The 20118-nt window shown below is 29.5% G+C and carries 20 protein-coding genes and 2 tRNA genes; 14 read left to right on the top strand and 8 right to left on the bottom strand.

Annotated elements, in window-relative coordinates:
* Positions 1-79: 79 nt before the first annotated feature.
* The 4 genes from LPB302_RS01320 to LPB302_RS01305 all read right to left on the bottom strand — a co-directional run bounded on the left by LPB302_RS01320 (position 80) and on the right by LPB302_RS01305 (position 4292).
* Entirely contained in the window at positions 80-832 is a 753-nt protein-coding gene (locus tag LPB302_RS01320) for a LytR/AlgR family response regulator transcription factor (RefSeq protein ID WP_053974548.1), read from the bottom strand.
* Complete coding sequence (locus tag LPB302_RS01315; RefSeq protein WP_053974547.1) at positions 829-1857, bottom strand: histidine kinase; 1029 nt, start codon at positions 1855-1857, stop codon at positions 829-831. The genes LPB302_RS01320 and LPB302_RS01315 overlap by 4 nt, the downstream gene beginning before the upstream one ends.
* Positions 1854-2867, bottom strand: a complete 1014-nt coding sequence (locus tag LPB302_RS01310) for a sensor histidine kinase (protein WP_176966493.1) — start codon at positions 2865-2867, stop codon at positions 1854-1856. Before LPB302_RS01310 ends, LPB302_RS01315 begins: the two co-directional genes overlap by 4 nt.
* A gap of 87 nt (positions 2868-2954) precedes the next feature.
* Positions 2955-4292 carry a hypothetical protein gene (locus tag LPB302_RS01305; protein ID WP_053974545.1) on the bottom strand — a complete coding sequence of 446 codons (1338 nt, stop codon included), beginning with the start codon at positions 4290-4292 and terminating at the stop codon, positions 2955-2957.
* Positions 4293-4433: 141 nt separating this feature from the next.
* On the opposite strand from LPB302_RS01305, the gene LPB302_RS01300 reads away from it, so the two are divergent.
* The 4 genes from LPB302_RS01300 to folD all read left to right on the top strand — a co-directional run bounded on the left by LPB302_RS01300 (position 4434) and on the right by folD (position 7705).
* Positions 4434-4958, top strand: a complete 525-nt coding sequence (locus LPB302_RS01300; RefSeq protein ID WP_053974544.1) for a DinB family protein — start codon at positions 4434-4436, stop codon at positions 4956-4958.
* The gene (locus LPB302_RS01295; RefSeq protein WP_053974543.1) at positions 4959-5396 is read left to right on the top strand and encodes a hypothetical protein; all 438 of its coding nucleotides are present in this window, start codon (positions 4959-4961) and stop codon (positions 5394-5396) included.
* Between the two features lie 66 nt (positions 5397-5462).
* Positions 5463-6794, top strand: coding sequence for a signal recognition particle protein (gene ffh / locus LPB302_RS01290; RefSeq protein ID WP_053974542.1), 1332 nt, complete (start codon positions 5463-5465; stop codon positions 6792-6794).
* A 32-nt stretch (positions 6795-6826) separates the two neighbouring features.
* On the top strand, positions 6827-7705 hold the full coding sequence (gene folD, locus LPB302_RS01285) for a bifunctional methylenetetrahydrofolate dehydrogenase/methenyltetrahydrofolate cyclohydrolase FolD (RefSeq protein ID WP_053974541.1): 879 nt from the start codon (positions 6827-6829) through the stop codon (positions 7703-7705).
* A gap of 80 nt (positions 7706-7785) precedes the next feature.
* Here folD and LPB302_RS01280 read toward each other — a convergent pair whose 3' ends face one another.
* Entirely contained in the window at positions 7786-8703 is a 918-nt protein-coding gene (locus LPB302_RS01280; protein WP_053974540.1) for an FKBP-type peptidyl-prolyl cis-trans isomerase, read from the bottom strand.
* Positions 8704-8782: 79 nt separating this feature from the next.
* On the opposite strand from LPB302_RS01280, the gene LPB302_RS01275 reads away from it, so the two are divergent.
* Both LPB302_RS01275 and LPB302_RS01270 read left to right on the top strand, forming a co-directional pair.
* Entirely contained in the window at positions 8783-9160 is a 378-nt protein-coding gene (locus LPB302_RS01275; protein ID WP_053974539.1) for an RNA-binding S4 domain-containing protein, read from the top strand.
* Entirely contained in the window at positions 9157-9660 is a 504-nt protein-coding gene (locus LPB302_RS01270; protein WP_053974538.1) for a phosphoribosyltransferase domain-containing protein, read from the top strand. Before LPB302_RS01275 ends, LPB302_RS01270 begins: the two co-directional genes overlap by 4 nt.
* Here the strand turns inward: LPB302_RS01270 and LPB302_RS01265 are convergent.
* The gene (locus LPB302_RS01265; RefSeq protein ID WP_053974537.1) at positions 9652-10173 is read right to left on the bottom strand and encodes a shikimate kinase; all 522 of its coding nucleotides are present in this window, start codon (positions 10171-10173) and stop codon (positions 9652-9654) included. The genes LPB302_RS01270 and LPB302_RS01265 overlap by 9 nt on opposite strands.
* A gap of 93 nt (positions 10174-10266) precedes the next feature.
* On the opposite strand from LPB302_RS01265, the gene LPB302_RS01260 reads away from it, so the two are divergent.
* From LPB302_RS01260 to LPB302_RS01250, 3 genes are all read left to right on the top strand, one after another.
* A tRNA-Lys gene (locus LPB302_RS01260) sits at positions 10267-10339 on the top strand.
* Between the two features lie 51 nt (positions 10340-10390).
* A tRNA-Leu gene (locus tag LPB302_RS01255) sits at positions 10391-10474 on the top strand.
* Between the two features lie 74 nt (positions 10475-10548).
* A complete protein-coding gene (locus tag LPB302_RS01250) occupies positions 10549-11355 on the top strand; it encodes a carboxypeptidase-like regulatory domain-containing protein (protein ID WP_053974536.1) in 807 nt (268 codons plus the stop codon).
* Between the two features lie 264 nt (positions 11356-11619).
* Here the strand turns inward: LPB302_RS01250 and guaB are convergent, their stop codons facing one another.
* The gene (guaB, locus tag LPB302_RS01245) at positions 11620-13095 is read right to left on the bottom strand and encodes an IMP dehydrogenase (protein WP_053974535.1); all 1476 of its coding nucleotides are present in this window, start codon (positions 13093-13095) and stop codon (positions 11620-11622) included.
* Between the two features lie 228 nt (positions 13096-13323).
* Here guaB and LPB302_RS01240 point away from each other — a divergent pair, with 228 nt between their 5' ends.
* On the top strand, positions 13324-15555 hold the full coding sequence (locus LPB302_RS01240; RefSeq protein WP_053974534.1) for a TonB-dependent receptor family protein: 2232 nt from the start codon (positions 13324-13326) through the stop codon (positions 15553-15555).
* A 533-nt stretch (positions 15556-16088) separates the two neighbouring features.
* On the opposite strand, the gene LPB302_RS01235 is transcribed toward LPB302_RS01240, so the two are convergent.
* Entirely contained in the window at positions 16089-16484 is a 396-nt protein-coding gene (locus LPB302_RS01235) for an HU family DNA-binding protein (RefSeq protein ID WP_053974533.1), read from the bottom strand.
* 295 nt (positions 16485-16779) lie between these two features.
* On the opposite strand from LPB302_RS01235, the gene xerA reads away from it, so the two are divergent.
* From xerA to LPB302_RS01215, 4 genes are all read left to right on the top strand, one after another.
* Complete coding sequence (gene xerA / locus LPB302_RS01230; protein WP_231658726.1) at positions 16780-17964, top strand: site-specific tyrosine recombinase/integron integrase; 1185 nt, start codon at positions 16780-16782, stop codon at positions 17962-17964.
* A gap of 70 nt (positions 17965-18034) precedes the next feature.
* Positions 18035-18490, top strand: a complete 456-nt coding sequence (locus tag LPB302_RS01225; RefSeq protein WP_143032714.1) for a hypothetical protein — start codon at positions 18035-18037, stop codon at positions 18488-18490.
* Positions 18491-18665: 175 nt separating this feature from the next.
* On the top strand, positions 18666-19256 hold the full coding sequence (locus LPB302_RS01220; protein ID WP_053974531.1) for a hypothetical protein: 591 nt from the start codon (positions 18666-18668) through the stop codon (positions 19254-19256).
* 164 nt (positions 19257-19420) lie between these two features.
* On the top strand, positions 19421-20023 hold the full coding sequence (locus LPB302_RS01215; protein ID WP_143032713.1) for a hypothetical protein: 603 nt from the start codon (positions 19421-19423) through the stop codon (positions 20021-20023).
* Positions 20024-20118: the final 95 nt, after the last annotated feature.

The raw sequence follows: 20118 nt of genomic DNA, 5'->3' as shown, positions 1-20118 counted from the left end.
ATGGATTATAAGTAGTTATATAAATTCTTACAATACCTTTAACTAAAGTAACTTCAACAAGAGAGGCTTTTAATAATCACTAAATACCTTCTAACCATGTTTTAAAGGCAGAAACTTTTTCTCTACTTACAATTATTTCTTTATCAACATTAACTTTAGATGTTATTTTAAGCCTGCTATTAGAAAATACCAAAACATCTTTTATGCTATTAATATTTACAATAAAAGAACGATTTACTCTAAAAAATGATTGACTACTCAACAGATTATGAACATCTTCTAATTTAAAATCAAGTATAAACCTTTTCTGCTCTTTGGTGATCAAATAAACTGTTCTACCCTCTGCATAAAACAACGCAATATCTTCTGTTTTTATTGAATGGATATGATTTCCTAAACGAACTAAAAATCGATCTTTTGTTTTCTTTTTTTGAAGATCATTCGTAATAACAGCAATAGATTCAGAGCTAAATATAGATTGCATTTGTTTTAATTTATTCATAGCCTTAGAAATATCTGTAAAGGTTATCGGCTTCAGGATATAATCAATACTATTTACTTTAAAAGCATCTACAGCATATTCATCAAAAGCAGTTGAAAAAATTACTGGTTTATTAATTTTTGTCTGATTAAAAATTTCAAAACTTAAACCATCTGTCAATTGGATATCCATAAAAATAACATCATAATCTATATTCGTATTAAACCAGCTTACTGCATCTGTTATACTAGTTAAAACAACTACTATTTTATTTTCTGTATTATATTTTAATAAATAACGCTCTAACTTTTCAGCAGCTAATTGCTCATCTTCTACAATAACTATTTTCATAATTCTGATTGTATTTCTAATCTTGGTATTTTGATTTGTCTAATCTGAGTATCTTCTAAAATTGTAATTTTTTCTTTAGAATATATTTTATAAGTTCTTATTATATCCTTTAAATCTTTGTAAGATAGTTTATCATTTATCTTATCATTTATCAAATAAGAGACTATTAAAAACTTAGTTTCTTCTGTAATATTTATAGCTATTGGAATTTTTCTTGACGCTATTGATGTTCTAGCAATTTGTTCTATTAGAAGTAATAAACTTCCTGGAACTACTAAAAAGTGAGACTTACATTTATTTTGAATTTTTATCTCGGTGTTTGGTAAATAATTTAATAAAGCCACTAAATTATGTACTCCTTCTAATTCTTCAAAAAATTCAATTAACTGTTCATTTTTTTTTGATAAGATGTATCTGTAAATAGTAGCCAAATTATCAATAAAATCATCAGATTGCTCTTTATCTGTTTTAATTAATACTAATAAAAACTCTAAACTTTCAAAAAGTAAATTAGGGTTAATTCCTCTTTTAAATTGCCTAAAATCTTCTTCAATATTCTTTTTGATTAATAGCTCTTGGTTTAGCTTATCTGTATTTATTGTATACAAATATTGATGACTAATATATAGTAAGATATAAAAAAAGGTAATGACACAAAGTATACTATCAAAAACATAAATTTCATCAATAGTGACTGAAAAGCCCAAAACGAATTCAAAAAACAAATTAATGGCAATAGTAGATAATAAAACACATAAAAAAAGTGAAACTACTATTTGAACAATAATTGTAATTGCAGACAAGCTATTTGAGAAAAAGTGTTTGAATAGTAATAGTAACAATCGAGAAAACTCTTGAATTAAATAACATAATCCAATACAGAAATATAATTCTGAATTAAAAAATTCTTCCTGAATTTGCCCAACATTATTATTTAATAATAGTAACAAGAGATAAACAATAAACCCAGAAAATAATGGGCTTAAAAGTCTAAACAATGGTTGATGTACAAATAATTTTCTCATCTAATTATCGGAATTTGTACTCTGAAACTTTTATCCTTGATTACAGATATGGCTTCATTTATCAAAAGTAAATAACGTGAGTTAATATTATCTAACCCAATATTGAATGAAGTGATGTGTAGTGCAGCTTTCGTAATATTATTTGTGATTATTATTTTAGATTCTGATGATGTAATACTTACCAACAAAGGTTGTTCTTTTGAAAATTGATTATGCTTTACAGCATTTTCTACCAGCATCTGTAATGTTAAAGGCGGAATTTTAGAAGATAGTAATGCATCATCTATTTGAATATTACAAGAATATTTGTCTTGAAAACGAGTTTCTAGTAAGTAATTATAAGAATTTAAAAACGCTAACTCTTCCTCAATAGTTATTAATTTTTGATGATAACTTTTTAAAATAGCATCATACATGGATGCTAATTTTCTAACAAATAAACTTGCTTTGTGCTCATCTTTATGAATTAGCGATGAAATTGTGTTTAAACTATTAAACAAAAAATGCGGACTTAATTGAGATTTTAAAGCATTTAATTGTAATTCGATTTGCTTTCTTTCTTGTTTTACAGTTTCTATCTGGAATTTAGAAAAAGAATAGTAAGAATACAAAGCAAAGTAAATAACTTCAAAAATTAGAGAGAATATTAAAAACACAATACCCAATTTTATAAATGCAGCATTATGATTTAGAAAAAAGTCGTTATTTCTATTAAAAAACCACTCATGTATATAAAAAGAACTGACTATAAGTATAAACAAATACACAAAATGTACTAAAAACCCAACAAACAGACGAACTCCTACATTTTGATGCCAAGGAAAATACTTATTAAGAATTTCTGCAATTTTCACTAGTGAAACCAGTGCAAATACACCTAAAACACCACCATAAAAACCAAAAGTAAACGAAAAATTTAGCGTTTCTTGTAATTCACTATAAAGGATAAAATAACATATTGAAATACCTAAAAGTGCACCCAAGAAAGCAATAAAGAAATACTTTTTCAAAAGAAGTTGATTGGTTGATTGATTGAAAAATTGCATATAAGCAAGGTAATGAATCTTATAAAAGATTCATTACCTGATAAAAACTTTTTAATAAATAGCTTTCATTACTCTACCAAAGTAAGTTTCAGAATTGATTGATTTTGCAGCTTTTGTATAAGCCTCTTTAAGTTGGCTAGATCCGTTTTTAACTACAGGAGCAAAAGCCACTAATGTTTCTGATAAATAATGACTAGAGTTAATACTCTTTATAGCGCTTAAAACATTCATCATTTGTTCTTCAGTAAGATCTCTTCTTTTTGCCATTTTTTTGTAAATAGCTGTAGCATAATGATCTGAACTAATGTTTTTCTCTATTATAACTAAAACTTTATTTAATTTATCTGTATCTAACTCATTGCTCATTAACTCTTTTATTACTTCAGAAGCATAATGATCTGAACTTATATCATCTAAAGAGTTAATAAAGCTAGTATAAGCTTCTTTAGACAGGTTGTTACTTCTAAGTGCTTTTTTTAAGATTCCTGTTTTATAATGATCTGAATTTATAGATTTTGAAAGTATCATAACTTGCTCCATATTTTGCTTATTTAACTCTCTTTTGTCCATAATTTCCTTTAAAACTTCACTCAAATAATGATCGGAATTTATAGTCTCAGAGATCTTCAGCAAACTGCCTAATTGATCATCAGAAATACCTCTATCACTTATTGTACTCTTCAAAATTTGAGCTAGATAATGATCAGAATTAATACTTTTTGTAGCATTTATGTATGCATCAATTGTTTTTGGATTTTTCAAAAATAATTGCTGATTCACTTTTAATATTTGTGATAAGTAGTGATCAGAATTTATGGTATTCCCAGCAGTTTTAATAGTACTTACTATTTCATTAGTACTTAAATTTTTAGTTAACAACAATTTAAAATAATGGCTTTGCACATAATCACTATCCATACTTTTTATTTCTGAAAGTACTTTATCTGCTCCTCCAGCTTTATAAAACCTATCTACTCTACTTTTAGCTGCAATAGTTGTAGATCTTAATATTTCTGGAAGTATATCTTCTAACCATTGTTTTCCATCAGGATAATAATCTTTCTCACTCCAACCTACATAAAATTTCCTAACCAACTCTCCACCATCATTTTCAATTACAATTTTACGTTTTCTTCCAAATGAAGACTTTTTAATTTCTATATAACCACCTCTAGAAATAGATTTAATATCCTTATCATTATCTGTTAATTTAATTTCTCCATCATACTCTATAGTAAGGTCATTCTTACCTTTATTAATACTTATTTTACTTTTACTGTTATTAATGGTAACAGTATTTTGAGCATTAAATATTGATGAATTTGCCAAAAAGCAAATGATGAAACTGAATTTTAAAAATGTTTTTTGGATGATTGATAATGAATGCATAATTATTTATTTTTAGTTTGATGCTACAAATATATATGGCTATTAAACTCATAAAAAATGAAATGTAATGAACTGTTTAAAGACTGTAATGAATTGTAGATCTAATTTATTTTCATACTTTTAAAGACTTATAAATAAAAGATGGATAAAGTTGACATTGCCAATTTATTAGAAGAAAAACACAAAGAACTTTTTGATTGGCTCAAAGAGAACCCCAGAGATATTTGGATGGAGGGTCCTGAAGGAAAATGGACCACAGGTCAGCACATTTTACATTTGGTAGATAGCATTCAACTCTTAAATAATGCCTTAAGTTATCCAAGATTTTTCTTGAAATACAAGTTTGGTGTAGCCAACAGAGAAAGTAGAGATTATGAAACTGTCGCTAATAAATATCAAGACAAATTGATAGCTAATAAAGACAGAGCTGCAAAGTTTAATAAGGATTTGAAAAAACCTACGTTAAAACAAAGAGATCGATTGTTAACTCGTTATCAAATCCAACAAAAAAAGTTACAATACAAGACTAAAAAAATTAGCGAGAAAAATTTAGACACTTTAATAGTACCTCATCCTCTTATGGGTAAAATGACTATAAGAGAAATTATTATGTGGACAGCACATCACACAGAACATCACTTAAATTCCTTAAAATTATATTACTAGTTGAAAAAAATCATTAACAAACCCCATCTCTTCTTTTTTTATTTAATACCTATTTTTTTAATTTTAGGTTTCGTAAAACGAAATGTACCTATAGATTTAAGCATCTCTTACATATATTATTTAATTAATGTAGATTTCTGGTGTTATGTATCTGCTGTTTATTTTGGCTTAATAGGCCTAAATTACTTAGCTTTAAATTGGGCAAATAAAACCCCACAAAAAGCCTTAACTGTGCTACATATTATATTACAAATAGCCTCGCTACTACCCTATTTATATGCAATTTTTAATTTGGATGAAAATGGAACTTTACAAAAACAAACCTTATTAGGCATCGATTTAAATAGCATATTTGTTGTATCATTTATTCTTTTTTTAATCTCCATATTTATACATTTAATCAACTTTTTAACCAGTCTTTTTTTAAAGAGAGATTAGGTTTTAAAATTTTTATAAGCGAACTGTAATTTGTAAATTTGTTTTTCCAAAAAACGAATTCAAATTATGTTTAATAATTTAAGTGATAAATTAGATAAAGCCTTACACACCTTAAAAGGTCATGGGCAAATAACAGAGATTAATGTTGCAGAAACTTTAAAAGAAGTTAGAAGAGCATTATTAGATGCCGATGTTAATTTTAAAATAGCCAAAGAATTTACCAAAAAGGTACAAACAGAAGCTATTGGACAAGATGTTTTAACCACATTAAACCCAGGTCAATTAATGGTTAAATTGGTTAAAGATGAGTTAACCAAATTAATGGGTGGTGAAACTGTTGGTATTAACCTTGGTGGTTCACCTACTGTTATCTTAATGTCTGGTTTACAAGGTTCTGGTAAAACTACGTTTTCTGGTAAACTTGCCAATTATTTAAAAACTAAAAAATCTAAGCAAGTATTATTAGTAGGTTGTGATGTATATAGACCTGCAGCCATAAATCAATTACAAGTAGTTGGTGAGCAAATTGGTGTTGAAGTGTATGCAGAAGTTGGTAACAATAACCCTGTAGAAATTTCTGAAAATGCTATAAAACATGCCAAAGCAAATGGTAAAAATGTGGTTATTATTGATACTGCAGGACGTTTAGCTGTAGATCAAGAAATGATGACAGAGATTTCTAACATCCATAAAGCAATAACGCCACAAGAAACTTTATTTGTTGTAGATTCTATGACTGGGCAAGATGCTGTAAATACAGCAAAAGCTTTTAACGATATCTTAAATTTTGATGGTGTTGTACTTACCAAATTAGATGGAGATACAAGAGGTGGTGCTGCATTATCTATTAAATCTGTAGTAAACAAACCAATTAAGTTTATTGGTACAGGTGAAAAAATGGAAGCCATTGATGTATTCTATCCAGATAGAATGGCTGATCGTATTTTGGGAATGGGTGATGTTATTTCTTTAGTAGAAAGAGCACAAGACCAATATGATGAAGAAGAAGCTAGAAAATTACAAAAGAAGATTGCTAAAAATCAATTTGGTTTTGATGATTTCTTAAATCAGATTCAGCAGATTAAAAAGATGGGTAGCATGAAGGATTTAGTGGGTATGATTCCTGGTGCAGGTAAAGCCATGAAAGATGTAGATATAGATGATGATGCATTTAAGGGTATAGAAGCTATAATACACTCTATGACACCTAAAGAAAGAAGCATGCCATCTACCATAAATGCAAGCAGAAAGAAAAGAATTGCAAAAGGTTCAGGTACTTCTATTCAAGAAGTAAATCAATTAATGAAGCAATTCAACCAAATGAGCAAAATGATGAAGATGATGCAAGGTGGTGGAGGCAAAAAAATGATGCAAATGATGCAGGGTATGCGTTCATAAAAACAAGAAACAACACACTTACATAACAACACATGATATTATTAGATGGCAAAAAAACTTCTGCAGACATTAAAGAAGAAATAGCCTTAGAAGTAACAGAATTAAAAGACAAAGGTCATAAAACACCTCATTTAGCCGCAATTATTGTAGGTAATGATGGTGCAAGTATAACTTACGTAAATGCAAAAGTAAAAGCTTGTGAACGAGTTGGTTTCGAGTCTACTCTAATACGATTATCTGAAGATATTTCTGAAGAAGATTTATTAAATGAAATTGCTGTTCTTAATGTAGATAATGATATTGATGGTTTTATTGTACAACTACCTTTACCAAAACATATAGATGAGCAAAAAGTAATTATGGCTGTTCATCCTGATAAAGATGTAGACGGATTTCATCCAACCAATGTTGGTAAAATGGCTTTAAACTTGCCTACCTTTATTTCTGCAACACCTTTTGGCATTTTAGAACTGTTAGAAAGATACAATGTAGAAACATCTGGTAAGCACGTTGTTGTTTTAGGTAGAAGTCATATTGTTGGTAGCCCAATGAGTATTCTTTTGTCTCAGAAAAGAAAAGTAGGTAATGCTACTGTAACTATGTGTCATAGTAGAACTAAAAACCTAAAAGAAATTACATTACAAGCAGATATTATTATTGCTGCTATTGGTATACCAGAATTTGTAAAAGCAGATATGGTAAAAGATAATGTTACTGTTATAGATGTAGGTATTACTAGAATAGCAGACTCCAGCAAAAAAAGAGGCTTTAGATTAATTGGTGATGTAGCTTTTGATGAAGTTGCTGCAAAATCAGAATTTATAACACCAGTACCTGGTGGAGTTGGGCCAATGACCATAGCTATGTTATTAAAGAATACTTTACTAGCTTGTAAACGCAAGAACAAGTAATTTAAAAATACATAAAGCATAAAAAAGCTCTTTTAATAATTATTAAAAGAGCTTTTTTATTTTATTAGTTAGAGTTTACCCTAATTGATATCTGGATTTAAATAATCTGGTAAATCAGGATTATTAGGATCACTAAAATCATTAGTTGGGTCTCCATCTCCATTTGCATCTTCATCTAAAGTAAAAACTCCATCTCCATCATCATCTACATCAAAATAGTTTGGAAAACCATCTTCATCTGTATCATCATTAGTCACAATTCCATCTCCATCCACATCTTCATCTATAGAAGGCACTCCATCATTATCATGGTCTGTATCTGGTACAATAGTTAATAAATCAAAGTAGAACATTAAATTAGTATCTACTAAAGCATTAGATTGGTTGTTTACGTTAGATGATGGGTAAGCCAAACCAGAAGGTATAAATAATACTCCTTTAGCTCCATTTAAATACGTTACAGGGCCATTAAAAGGATCTCCATTTGCTTCTTTTTTAAGCTCTCCTCCTTTTACTTGCGTAAAACCATAAGACCATCCTCTAATTACAGAAATTAAGGTAAACCAGATTCCTGAGGTATTGCTATCAAAACTATTTTCAGAAAAGGTTGTTCCTCCCATAGTTCTTCCATCGTATTTTACAAATACAGAATCTACACCTGTAGGAAAACCTTTATCTGGATCTGCACCAGAATCTCCTTGTCTTGCTACATAAACGTACAATTTATAATCGATAGTATTTTCTGTAACCTCTAATGTTCTTAAACTAGAAACATCATTAATCATTGCAGTTTCACCATCTACTAAAGGCTTAACAGAGTCTAAATCTTTATCATAATAGTGGTTCTGTAAAAACTTTACAATAGAGTCATTATCTGTTTTTGCAAGTTCTATATGATTTACATCTGCAAACGGATTTACTAAGAAACCATCATCTCCACATGCATATATTAAAATTGATAGTACAAGAACTACAATTATATTTCTAAATTTTATCATTTATAGCTTAAATTTGAGCGCGCAATTTACCATTTTTATACCTTTGTAAAAAGACAAAACCTATATTTTAACTTTTTTTATGAGAATTGATAAATACTTATGGTGTATTAGACTTTTTAAGACAAGAAGTTTAGCCACTAATGCTTGTAAAAAAGGACAAGTAAAGTTGGCAGATGCCAATGTTAAACCTTCTAAAGAGGTGTTTGGTAATGAGCTGATAAGAGTTCGAAAAAATCAAATCAATTATCAAATAAAAGTTTTAGATTTACCTGACAGTAGAGTTGGTGCAAAATTGGTAGATTTATATCGAAAAGATGTAACTCCAAAAGAAGAGTTTCAGAAAAATGAACTTTTAAAATACTCAAAAGACTATTACCGAAAAAAAGGTACTGGTAGGCCAACTAAAAAAGACAGAAGAGATATAGAAGGATATACAGACAATACTGAAGAATTATGACCACTGAAAGCAATATAATTTTAGATCACATTCAGATTAACCAAAAGATAAAGCGAATTGCTTACCAAATTTACGAGAGCAATAGCAATGAAACCGAAGTTATTATAGCTGGTATTGTAGGTAATGGCTTTATATTTGCTGAGAAACTTGTAGCTACTTTACAAGAAATTTCTTCGCTTACCATTACCATTTGCGAAGTACATATTAATAAGAAGAAACCATTAGAAGCTGTATCTACTTCTCTAGATGTTGCTGATTATAAAAACAAATCTTTGGTGTTGGTAGACGATGTCTTAAACTCTGGTACCACTCTTATTTACGGTGTAAAACACTTTTTAGATGTACCTTTAAAACGTTTTAAAACGGCTGTTTTAGTGAATAGAAATCATAAAAAATATCCTGTAAAGGCAGACTTTAAGGGTGTTTCACTTTCTACATCGATTAAAGAACATATACAAGTAGATTTTTCTGACCAAGAAGCTAAAGCCTATTTACTGTAACAACAGTGTTGCTTCTATTTCTTTAGCTACTTCTTTCTTTTTCTTCTGATCTATTTTAAAGGTCATTTCCGCCAATTCGTAAAATGCTCTTCTTTCAAAAAGATGTTTTGCTACAAACTCTGGTATTTGTTCGTCAGATAAAGAAGCTATTAAAGGTCTTTTCGCTTTCTTTTTAATTAACCTTTCTACTAAAGTGGTTACATTACCTTGCAAGTAAATAGAGGTTGCTTTACTATTTTTTATGAGTTCCATATTATTGGCATAACATGGTGTACCTCCACCTAAAGAAAGTATAAAGTTTTTTTCATTTTCAAGAATTTCTTTAAGGTATAAATGCTCTATTTTTCGAAAATAAATTTCGCCTTTAGTGCTAAAAATATCTGCAATACTCTGGTTTTCTTTCTCAATGATATAGTCATCTAAATCTATAAAACTGATATTTAAAGATTTAGCCATTCTTTTACCAATACTAGATTTACCTGAAGCCATGTAACCTAATAAGACAATTCTCATAATTTCATATTTTCTACAAATATCGATAAAAATTTATGCTTTTTTCTATTTCATTTTCAAAGATTGATAGTATATTTGCACCTGTTAATTTTTGACCTGGTAGCTCAGTTGGTAGAGCATCTCCCTTTTAAGGAGAGGGTCCTGGGTTCGAGCCCCAGCCCGGTCACAAGAAAAAAAGTTAAGCATTTGCTTAACTTTTTTGTTTTCTAATTACAACGCGCACGTGGCGAAACTGGTAGACGCGCAGCCTTGAGGGGGCTGTAAACGCAAGTTTGTGGAAGTTCGAATCTTCTCGTGCGCACTAATTGCCTCTTTTTTATACTTCTTCACAAAATATTAACCTTTATACCGCGTTTAATACTTAATTTTGTGTTTATGCGAAAAATTATCTTTTTATTGAGTTTTGTATTCACGCTAAATGCATTTTCTCAGAATGACAGTATTCAAAAAACTATTTTAAAAGGTCAGATTATTCATGCTGATAATAATAGTGCCTTAAGTGCTGCTCACGTTTTAAATCTAAACACAGTACAAGGAACCATTACAAATGATAAAGGTTTTTTTGAATTACCTACTAGGGTAAATGATACTATATTGGTCTCTTACTTAGGTTTCTCATCGATAAAATTAAAAATTACCAACGATTTATTAAAAGGGAATGAACTAGAAATTGCGTTGTATGAAAAGCCTCAGGAAATAAAAGAAGTGGTTATAAAATCTACCAAATTAATTGGTGTTTTAGAGATTGATGTAAAGCAAGTGCCTAAAGATAAATTTACTAGAATTCATATTAACGGACTAAGACAAACCTATGAGGTAGGTAAACCTCAAAAAAGAGATTTCTCATCGCCATTAGCAGCGCTCTTTCAACCTGTAGACTATTTGTATAATTTGTTTGGTAAAAAACCAAAGCAACTTAAAAAACTACAAAAACTTAAGAAAGAAGACGATTTACGAAAAATGTTAGCAGGTAAATTTGATAGAGAAGTAATGATGGAATATCTTGATATGGATCGACAAGAATTAAGTGAACTCTTAACGGATTGTAGTTACTCTGAATACTTTATTAGAAAGGCCTCTGACTTGCAATTGATTGAAGCTGTCTTAGATTGTTATGAAAACTATAAGGCCTTAAAAAAGGGTAAGATTGAAAGAGATAAAATACCCTCTAAAAAAAACTAATACTCCCTATAGAAAAGAGTCAGAAACATTTACTGCTCCTGACTCTAGTCAAACTATTAAAAACTAACTAATATGATTTGTATAAGTTGGTTGTGTGTAGTTTAATCTACAGTTTATCCTTCTTATTGCAATCATATATATGACGCTTACATTTGTATTTTGTTACAGATGTATTTTGCTTTAACAGAATATTGGGAAACAAAAAACTTTTCTACATTCTAAAAAGAACAGAGAAAAGTTTATCTATATTTTTAAAAAAGCCGCTTACCTCCTACTATAATTTGGTGCTTCTTTTGTAATGGCTACATCATGAGGATGACTCTCATTAATTCCACTAGCTGTAATTCTTACGAACCTACCAGTTTCTTTTAACGTTTCTATATCTTTAGAACCACAATACCCCATACCAGCTCGTAAACCTCCAATAAATTGATGTATGCTTTCGTATAATTCTCCTTTATAAGGAACTCTACCAACAATACCTTCTGGTACTAATTTTTTAATATCATCTTCTACATCTTGAAAGTACCTGTCTTTAGAACCTTGTTTCATTGCTTCTACAGACCCCATACCTCTGTATGATTTGAATTTTCTTCCTTCGTAAATAATGGTTTCTCCTGGAGACTCTTTAGTACCTGCAAGCAGCGATCCTAACATAACACAATCTGCACCTGCTGCAATTGCTTTAGGTATATCACCTGTATAACGTATACCTCCATCTGCAATAACAGGAACGCCACTACCTTTTATGGCATTAGCTACTTCTAATACTGCCGAGAATTGAGGAAAACCTACTCCAGCAACAACTCTTGTAGTACAAATAGAACCAGGTCCGATTCCTACTTTTACTGCATCTGCACCAGCATCAACTAAATATTTTGCAGCTTCTGCAGTTGCTATATTACCAACAACTACATCTAAATCTGGAAATTTTTCTTTTACTGCTTTTAAAACTTTTACAACACCAGCTGTATGACCATGAGCAGTATCTATTATTACAGCATCTACCCCTGCTTTAACAAGTGCAGAAGCTCTTTCTACTGCATCTGCAGTAACACCTAAGGCTGCAGCTACTCTTAATCTACCAAAAGAATCTTTATTTGCTATAGGTTTTTGTGTAACCTTTGTTATATCTCTAAACGTTATTAAACCTTTTAATTTATAATCTGCATCAACAATTAAAAGCTTTTCAATTTTATAATTTTGTAGAATTTTCTCTGCGTCTTTTAATGAGGTACCTACATCTGCAGTAACCAAGTTTTCACTTGTCATTACTTCTACAATAGGTCTTTTATTTTTATGTTCGAAACGTAAATCTCTATTGGTTACAATACCTTTTAATATACCCTCTTTATCTACAATTGGAATACCACCAATGCTATGTTCTTTCATGCTTAATTTCGCATCTATAACAGTAGCATCCATTTGAAGTGTTACTGGGTCTAAAATCATACCACTTTCTGCACGTTTTACTCTTCTAACTTCTTGTGCTTGTTGGTCTGTAGTCATGTTTTTATGTAAAACACCAATACCACCTTCTCTTGCAATTGCGATAGCCAAAGAAGATTCTGTAACAGTATCCATAGCTGCAGAAACTATAGGTACATTAATAGTAATGTTTCTTGTAAATTTTGTTTGAATACTAACTTCTCTAGGAAGAACTTCTGAGAATGCTGGAACTAGAAGTACGTCATCATAAGTAAGACCTTCTCCTAAAATTTTGTTTTCGTGTGCGATCATGTGGCAATTAAGATATAATTGCGAGCAAATTTACAATATATAATGATTTTAAACTAATTTAATTTTAAGCATTATTGCTTTCATTATGATTATCAGGCATTTCCTAAACGTTTTAATAAAAATCTTAAATTTTATTTTAATTTATTCTAAATAAGCTTTGGAAAAACTCTTATGAGGTTGTATATTTGCACCCGATTTAAAAAACTATTTATACTTAATCTAAATAAAATGAAGAAGGTAGCAGTATTAATTTTATCATTTATCACTTTAATAATAAGCGCTCAAGAGAAAAAGGAAGTCGCAAAAACTTTAGATTCTATACAACAATTAGACGAAGTTATCATTTCTACAACAGCAATTTTTGGAAACAAATATGTTGCAAAAAACAGAACAGGTTCTGCTTACTATTTATCTCCTAAAGAATTACAAAAATTTAGTTTTACAGATGTTAATAGAGCTTTAAGAACTGTGCCTGGTGTTTCTATATATGAAGAAGATGGTTTTGGTTTACGACCAAATATAAGTTTAAGAGGTACATCTCCAGAAAGAAGTTCTAAAATTACAATTATGGAAGATGGTATACTAATAGCACCTGCACCTTATAGTGCATCATCTGCTTATTATTTTCCAACTATTGCAAGAATGGAAGCTGTAGAAGTATTAAAAGGAAGTAGCCAAGTGCAATATGGACCATTTACTACAGGTGGTGCAATAAATATGATATCTTCTCAAATTCCGACAGAGTTTGGTGGTAAAATTAGAGCTAGTTATGGTAGTTTTAATTCGCAACAATTACATGCCAAAGTTGGTGGTGGTAATGCTACTTTTGGATATATGGTAGAGTATCTAAATTATGGTTCTGATGGATTTAAAACCTTACCAAGTGGAAAAGATACTGGCTTTGATAAGAATGATATTGTTGCTAAGTTTTCGGTAAACTTATTTCCAAATTCAAAAGTAAAGCAATCATTAGAGTTTAAATTTCAATATTCAGATGAAGTAGGTAATGAAACTTATTTAGGCTTAACAGAAGCAGATTTTAATGCAAATCCGTTTTCTAGATATGCTTCTTCTAATGAAGATAAAATGACTACAGACCATACTCAATATGCTATAACACACAAAGCTGATTTTTCTAAAAATGTACGTTTAACAACTACAGCTTATAGAAACAATTTTGCTAGAAATTGGTATAAGTTAAATGATGTTACTTTTAATGGTGATAAACAATCTATTGCTAATGTATTAGAAGACCCTAACACGTTATCAGATCATTTTGCTATTGTGAATGGAAGTGTAAATTCTGGTGCTGATGCCATTGGTGTTAAAGCAAATAATAGAGCTTACTACTCACAAGGTATACAATCTAAATTAGATTATCATTGGTATAATGGAGACGCTTTTCATGATATAGAATTTGGTGTTCGTTTTCATTATGATGAAGAAGACCGTTTTCAATGGGTAGATCAATATAGTATAAGCAATACAGGTAATTTAGCATTAACTACTGCTGGTGTTCCTGGTACAGATGCTAATAGAATTTCTAGTGCCAATGCATTTGCTTCTTTTATTACTTACAGATTAAAGTATAAAAACTGGACATTTACACCTGGTTTACGTTATGAAAACATTTCTTTACAAAGAGAGGATTTTGGTAAGAGTGATGTAGATAGAACTGGAGTTAATTTAGCCACAAGAGAAAATAATGTTGATGTACTAATCCCTGGAATAGGAACAAACTATAAATTTAGTAACGACTTTTCTATCTTTGGAGGTGTTCATAAAGGATTTTCACCTCCAGGAAATCAAGATGGTCAAGAACCAGAAGAGAGTATTAACTATGAATTAGGAACACGTTTTAACTTCTTAGGTATTTCTGGTGAAGTAGTTGGTTTCTTTAACGATTATTCTAACTTATTAGGAAGCGATTTAGCAGCAACTGGTGGTACAGGTTCATTAGATCAATTTAATGCTGGTGAAGTAAATGTAAATGGTTTAGAATTGTTAGTAAACTATAATTTTGCAAAAGAAAATGCAACGCTTTCATTACCATTATCATTTGGTTATACTTATACAAACACAGAATTTCAAAATAGTTTTGGTAGTTCTAACGATTTATGGGGTACAGTAACTGTAGGTGATGAATTACCATACATACCAAAACACCAATTTAATGTTGGTTTCTCTTTAGAGCATTCTAAATTTGAACTTAATTTTAATGGTCGTTTTAATGGTGAATTTAGAACCTTGGCAGGTTCTGGAGCAATTGCTGATAATGAACGTGTAGACTCTAATTTTATAGTTGATGTCTCTGGTAAATATTATGTTACAAAAAACTTAAATGTTACAGCAAATATCATTAATTTATTAGATGAAACTTACGCTGTTTCTAGAGTACCTGCTGGCTTAAGACCTGGGCATCCTTTTGGAGCTTTTGCAGGTTTAGAATTTAGATTCTAATTTCATAATTAAATTATAACTTATACTAAACTCGATTAGCTTTTGTTAATCGAGTTTTTTTTGGGTTTTAAATACAGTAACTCGAATCGCTTCAGGACGCAAGGAAAGCTGCATACGTAATCAATTTAGAGTTTTTTTTAGCTACTAAAAATCAACTTTTTAAAAACAGGTGAAATTGCTTATTTTTTTTCTATACTTGATATATTAAAAGAGAAAAGAAATATCGAGTTTTCCCAAAGTATTCTTATCGAATAAAATACTATAGATAATTAACGTCAACTATGATAGCCCAAAACACATCTATTGATAAACGGTATAAATAATGAAAATCCACTAAATAATGCATCAATTGAAAGAAGTGTAAATGTGGTATACTTTGACACAAAAGATGGTTCTGTATGTGCCAATTTTTACAAACCTTAAAAACGTATATAGAAAACCGTGTTACTATGTTAACATAGGTTTTAAATCCTACTATTAAAAAGGCGCTATTTTATAGCGTCATTTTTTATGTTTTATGCTTTATGTTTAGTTTAACCCCTTCTACCCTCTTTATAAGTATCTACACCTGCTTTTAGACGTTGCTTTAATTTCTTAGAAGGTTGATAGTTTATATGGTATTTTTTAATGTTACGTTTAGGCGTTAAAGTATTAGGGTCGTTACTTGCAGTACCGTTAAAACCCATTTTAAAACGGCCAATATCACCTAATTCTACTATTTTACCATCTGTAAGAAAAAATTCTAGTTTTAACCCCAAAGCAATTAAAACTGCTTTTACATCAACTTCATGTAGGCTGCACTCTTCACTAATTAGTTTACTAATGTAATCTAATTCTATAGTACCTGTATTAACAGCTTGTAAAATATATTGCTCTGTATTGTTTTTTAAAGAGTTATTTCTTTTAGTTATTCTATAACGTAATGACATGTTTAGCTTTTTTTTTGTATTTTGTAGGTAACTTATTTAGCCTTCAATATATACTAATTTATTTTTTTACTAGTATTTTTCATAATTTATTCTAGTATTTTCATATATATATTCTAGTATTTTTTATAACATTTACTACATTAATTTTTTACTTTCTCTTTATGAATGCTAAAAAAGTAAAGCAACTTTACCATAAAACATAAGTAACCTTTAAACAAAACTTACTTAGTAATAAAATGCTTTTTAATAGAATTCTATTCTACTATACAATTATTTTTTGTAAATTGTTTACGCATTGAAAAAGATTAGTACATACCCTCCTATTACAGTAATCTCTAAAAAACATAGAGGTAAACAAAGCCTTTGTTTATATTTTGATTATCATACTCCTTTAATAAACATTGTAAAAAAATTACCTAATGCAAGATGGAGTAAACAGCTAGCTTGTTGGCATTTACCTTTTACGGAAGAAAACTATCTACTAATTAAAGAAAAGTTAGTTAAAATTACCAATGTTAAATTTGATCAGTTTACCCCTACTACCACTTTAAAAATTAAATTAAAAGAAAAAGAAAGAAGCTTATTAAATGGATTTTACACTTACTTAAAAGGAAAGCGTTATAGTGCTAGTACTTTAAAAACTTATACCTATTTAGTGGCAGATTTTATACTCTATCATCAAAAAGAAACGATAGATAATGTTAGAGAAATTGAACGATATATAGAGAGTGATTTTATTAAAAAGAATCCATCTATTAGCACTCATAGACAATTGATAAGTGCTTTAAAACATTTTTTAATATATACTAAAGCTAATTTTGAATTAGATTTTAAAAGTATTGCACCAAGAAAGGATAAAAAATTACCTAGTGTATTGTCTAAAGAAGAAGTGATTCGTTTAATACAGGTCACAAAAAACTTAAAGCACCGTGTTTGTATTGCTTTATTGTATTCATCTGGTTTACGTATTGGAGAACTTTTAAATCTAAAACTTAAAGATTTAGATTTTGAAAGGCAGATGTTAAAAGTAAGTATGGGTAAAGGAAGAAAAGACAGGTATGTACCCATGGCAAATAGTTTATTACCTATGTTGCATAATTATATAACCACATATACTCCACAACAGTATTTAATAGAAAATGATAGCAAGCATATACCTTATGCAGCAACATCAGTTCGAAGTTTTTTAAAAAGAAGTGTAGAAAGAGCAGGTATACAAAAGGCGGTTACACCACATACATTAAGACATAGTTATGCCACACATTTATTAGAGAGTGGTACAGATATAAGATACATACAAGCCTTATTGGGGCATAGTAAACCAGAAACAACAATGGTATATACTCATGTGCAGAGTGATGCTGTAAAAAAGATAAATAACCCATTAGATTTAATTGTAGCTCAATATAAAAATTCACAAAAAAGTACTACATTTATTTCTGATAACAACGATAAAAATACGTCGATATCCGGAAAATAAACCCTAAAAACGACGTATATTATAAAGATATAACCAGTTAGCCACAAATTACAGATTTGACAGATAAATCATGATAATGTTAGAAAATAAAAAAGAAATCGTTTTATTCTTATTATTGATTATAAACTTTAATTCGTTCTCACAGAATGAATCTAAAGTTAAAGAACTTATCCAAAACCTGTCATGGAGTTCATTTTATTTCCAAATTAATTACGGAACTGCCTTGATTCTTAATGATGATTCAAAAGAACTAATAGAAATAGGTAAAAGTTGTTCTACGGATTTACTTGAAGAATTAAAAACAACTGAAAAATCTGTAGTTATTCATATGATACTGACTAAAATATGGGAACCTGAAGTCTTTTTTTGGAAACAACATTTTAATGAAAACAAAGAAAATGAAGAATGGAATTTTACTGAATACTCATTGAATAATTTATCATGGTATGAGTATAAAGATAAATCATCTATAGACCCTTTTGAAATAAATAGAATTTACAACTATTGGAAAAATAGAATTGAATAAAATTCTGACTTGAATATTGAGAGAATACATCTGTGGCTAACACCGTATATAATTTGTTGCTGGCTTCTCGCATACTTACGAAAGTCCTCTCGGACTTTCTTGGTCGGTAATTATTTACTAAATTAGGTGCTTGAAACACGCAACAAACCATATACAATAACGTTGTAAACAATTTATGAGAACCGAGAAAATCATAATAATTTTAGTTCTGATTTTGACATTTAGTTGTCAAAAAGAAAAGAAAGAATCGGAATCAAAAAATGATTCAAAAATTGAACTTGAAAAAGAAAAATCAGAAACGGAATTTAAATCTGTATCTGATACCAATCCTATCTCAAAAAATGACTCTGAAAATGTTACTTTCCGAAATATAACGGATTTAGAAAAGTATAATGGATTTGAAAAAGTAAGTGCGCAAGTTTTAGGAAATTCAGATAAGGCTTTGGTTTACATTCAAAAAGACAGTCTAAAAGTGTTGATTTTAGAAAAAATAATCAAAAATTCATCACCTAAACCTAACTATTCAATTCTTGACGAAGTGAATTTGATATTTAAAAATTCTGACCAATACGTCGCTTTAACTCAATGTGAATTAATTGAAAATCCAAATGAAAGAATGGTTTTCAGTTTGGTAGAGAATGAGGATGTTGAATTTTTTGATAAAATATTAAAAACTTGGTTTATTGACTTAAAGGAAAATAAATTCAAGGAAATTGAATCGAAAAAAGTTAAGTGTGAGAACGAATGGTTTGGTTATGATGGATAAAAACTGTTTACAACACCGTATAAAATTAATTGCTAGTTCTAGCTTACTTACGAAAGTCCTCGCGGACTTTCTATCTGTGTTTTATTTGCTAACTTTAGTGCTTAAAACACGCAACAAAGCTTATACAATCACGTTAGCAAAAATTAACTACACAAATAAAAACTATGACAAGAGAAGAACATTTATCCTATTGCAAAATATGTTTGAATAGAAAAATGGACCTGAAAAAAGGATTAATCTGTAATTTAACAAATGAAATTGCAAGTTTTCAAGAAACCTGTGAGAGTTTTAAAGAAGACCCAATAAAGAAAAAAGAATTGGAAGAAATACCAACTATTGAACAAGTTGAAAGTGTTGCAAAGCTGAACAATGGATCGCAATGGTTTTTATGGATTTTTGGTTTATCTGCTATAAATACTTTAATACTCTATTTCGGAGGACAAGTTTCATTCATATTTGGACTTGGAATAACTCAAGTATTTGAAGGAATTTATCTTGCCGCATTTGGAAACTTTAATTTGTTAGGAGTTATAATTAGCCTTTTTATTTCTGGAACTTTTGCTGTCATTTGGCATTTTTCGAAAAATTTGAGTAAACCAGCATTCATAATTGGAATGATAATATATGGTATAGATGCTTTGATTTTATTAAGTATTCAGGATTGGTTAAGTTTTGGAGTTCACTTATATGCTTTGTTTATGATTTTTAAAGGTTATCAAAGTATAGATGAATTGAAAAAAGAAAAAACTTTTGCTAACAACGTGTAAAAAAAATTACTGGTAAAAGCCTACTTACGAAAATCCTCGCGGATTTTCTTGGTTTGTGTTTTATTTACTAACTTTAGTTCTTAAACCACGTAACT

This window comes from Polaribacter dokdonensis, from assembly GCF_024362345.1.
Lineage (GTDB): Bacteria > Bacteroidota > Bacteroidia > Flavobacteriales > Flavobacteriaceae > Polaribacter > Polaribacter dokdonensis.
This window is presented reverse-complemented; position numbering and strand designations above follow the sequence as displayed.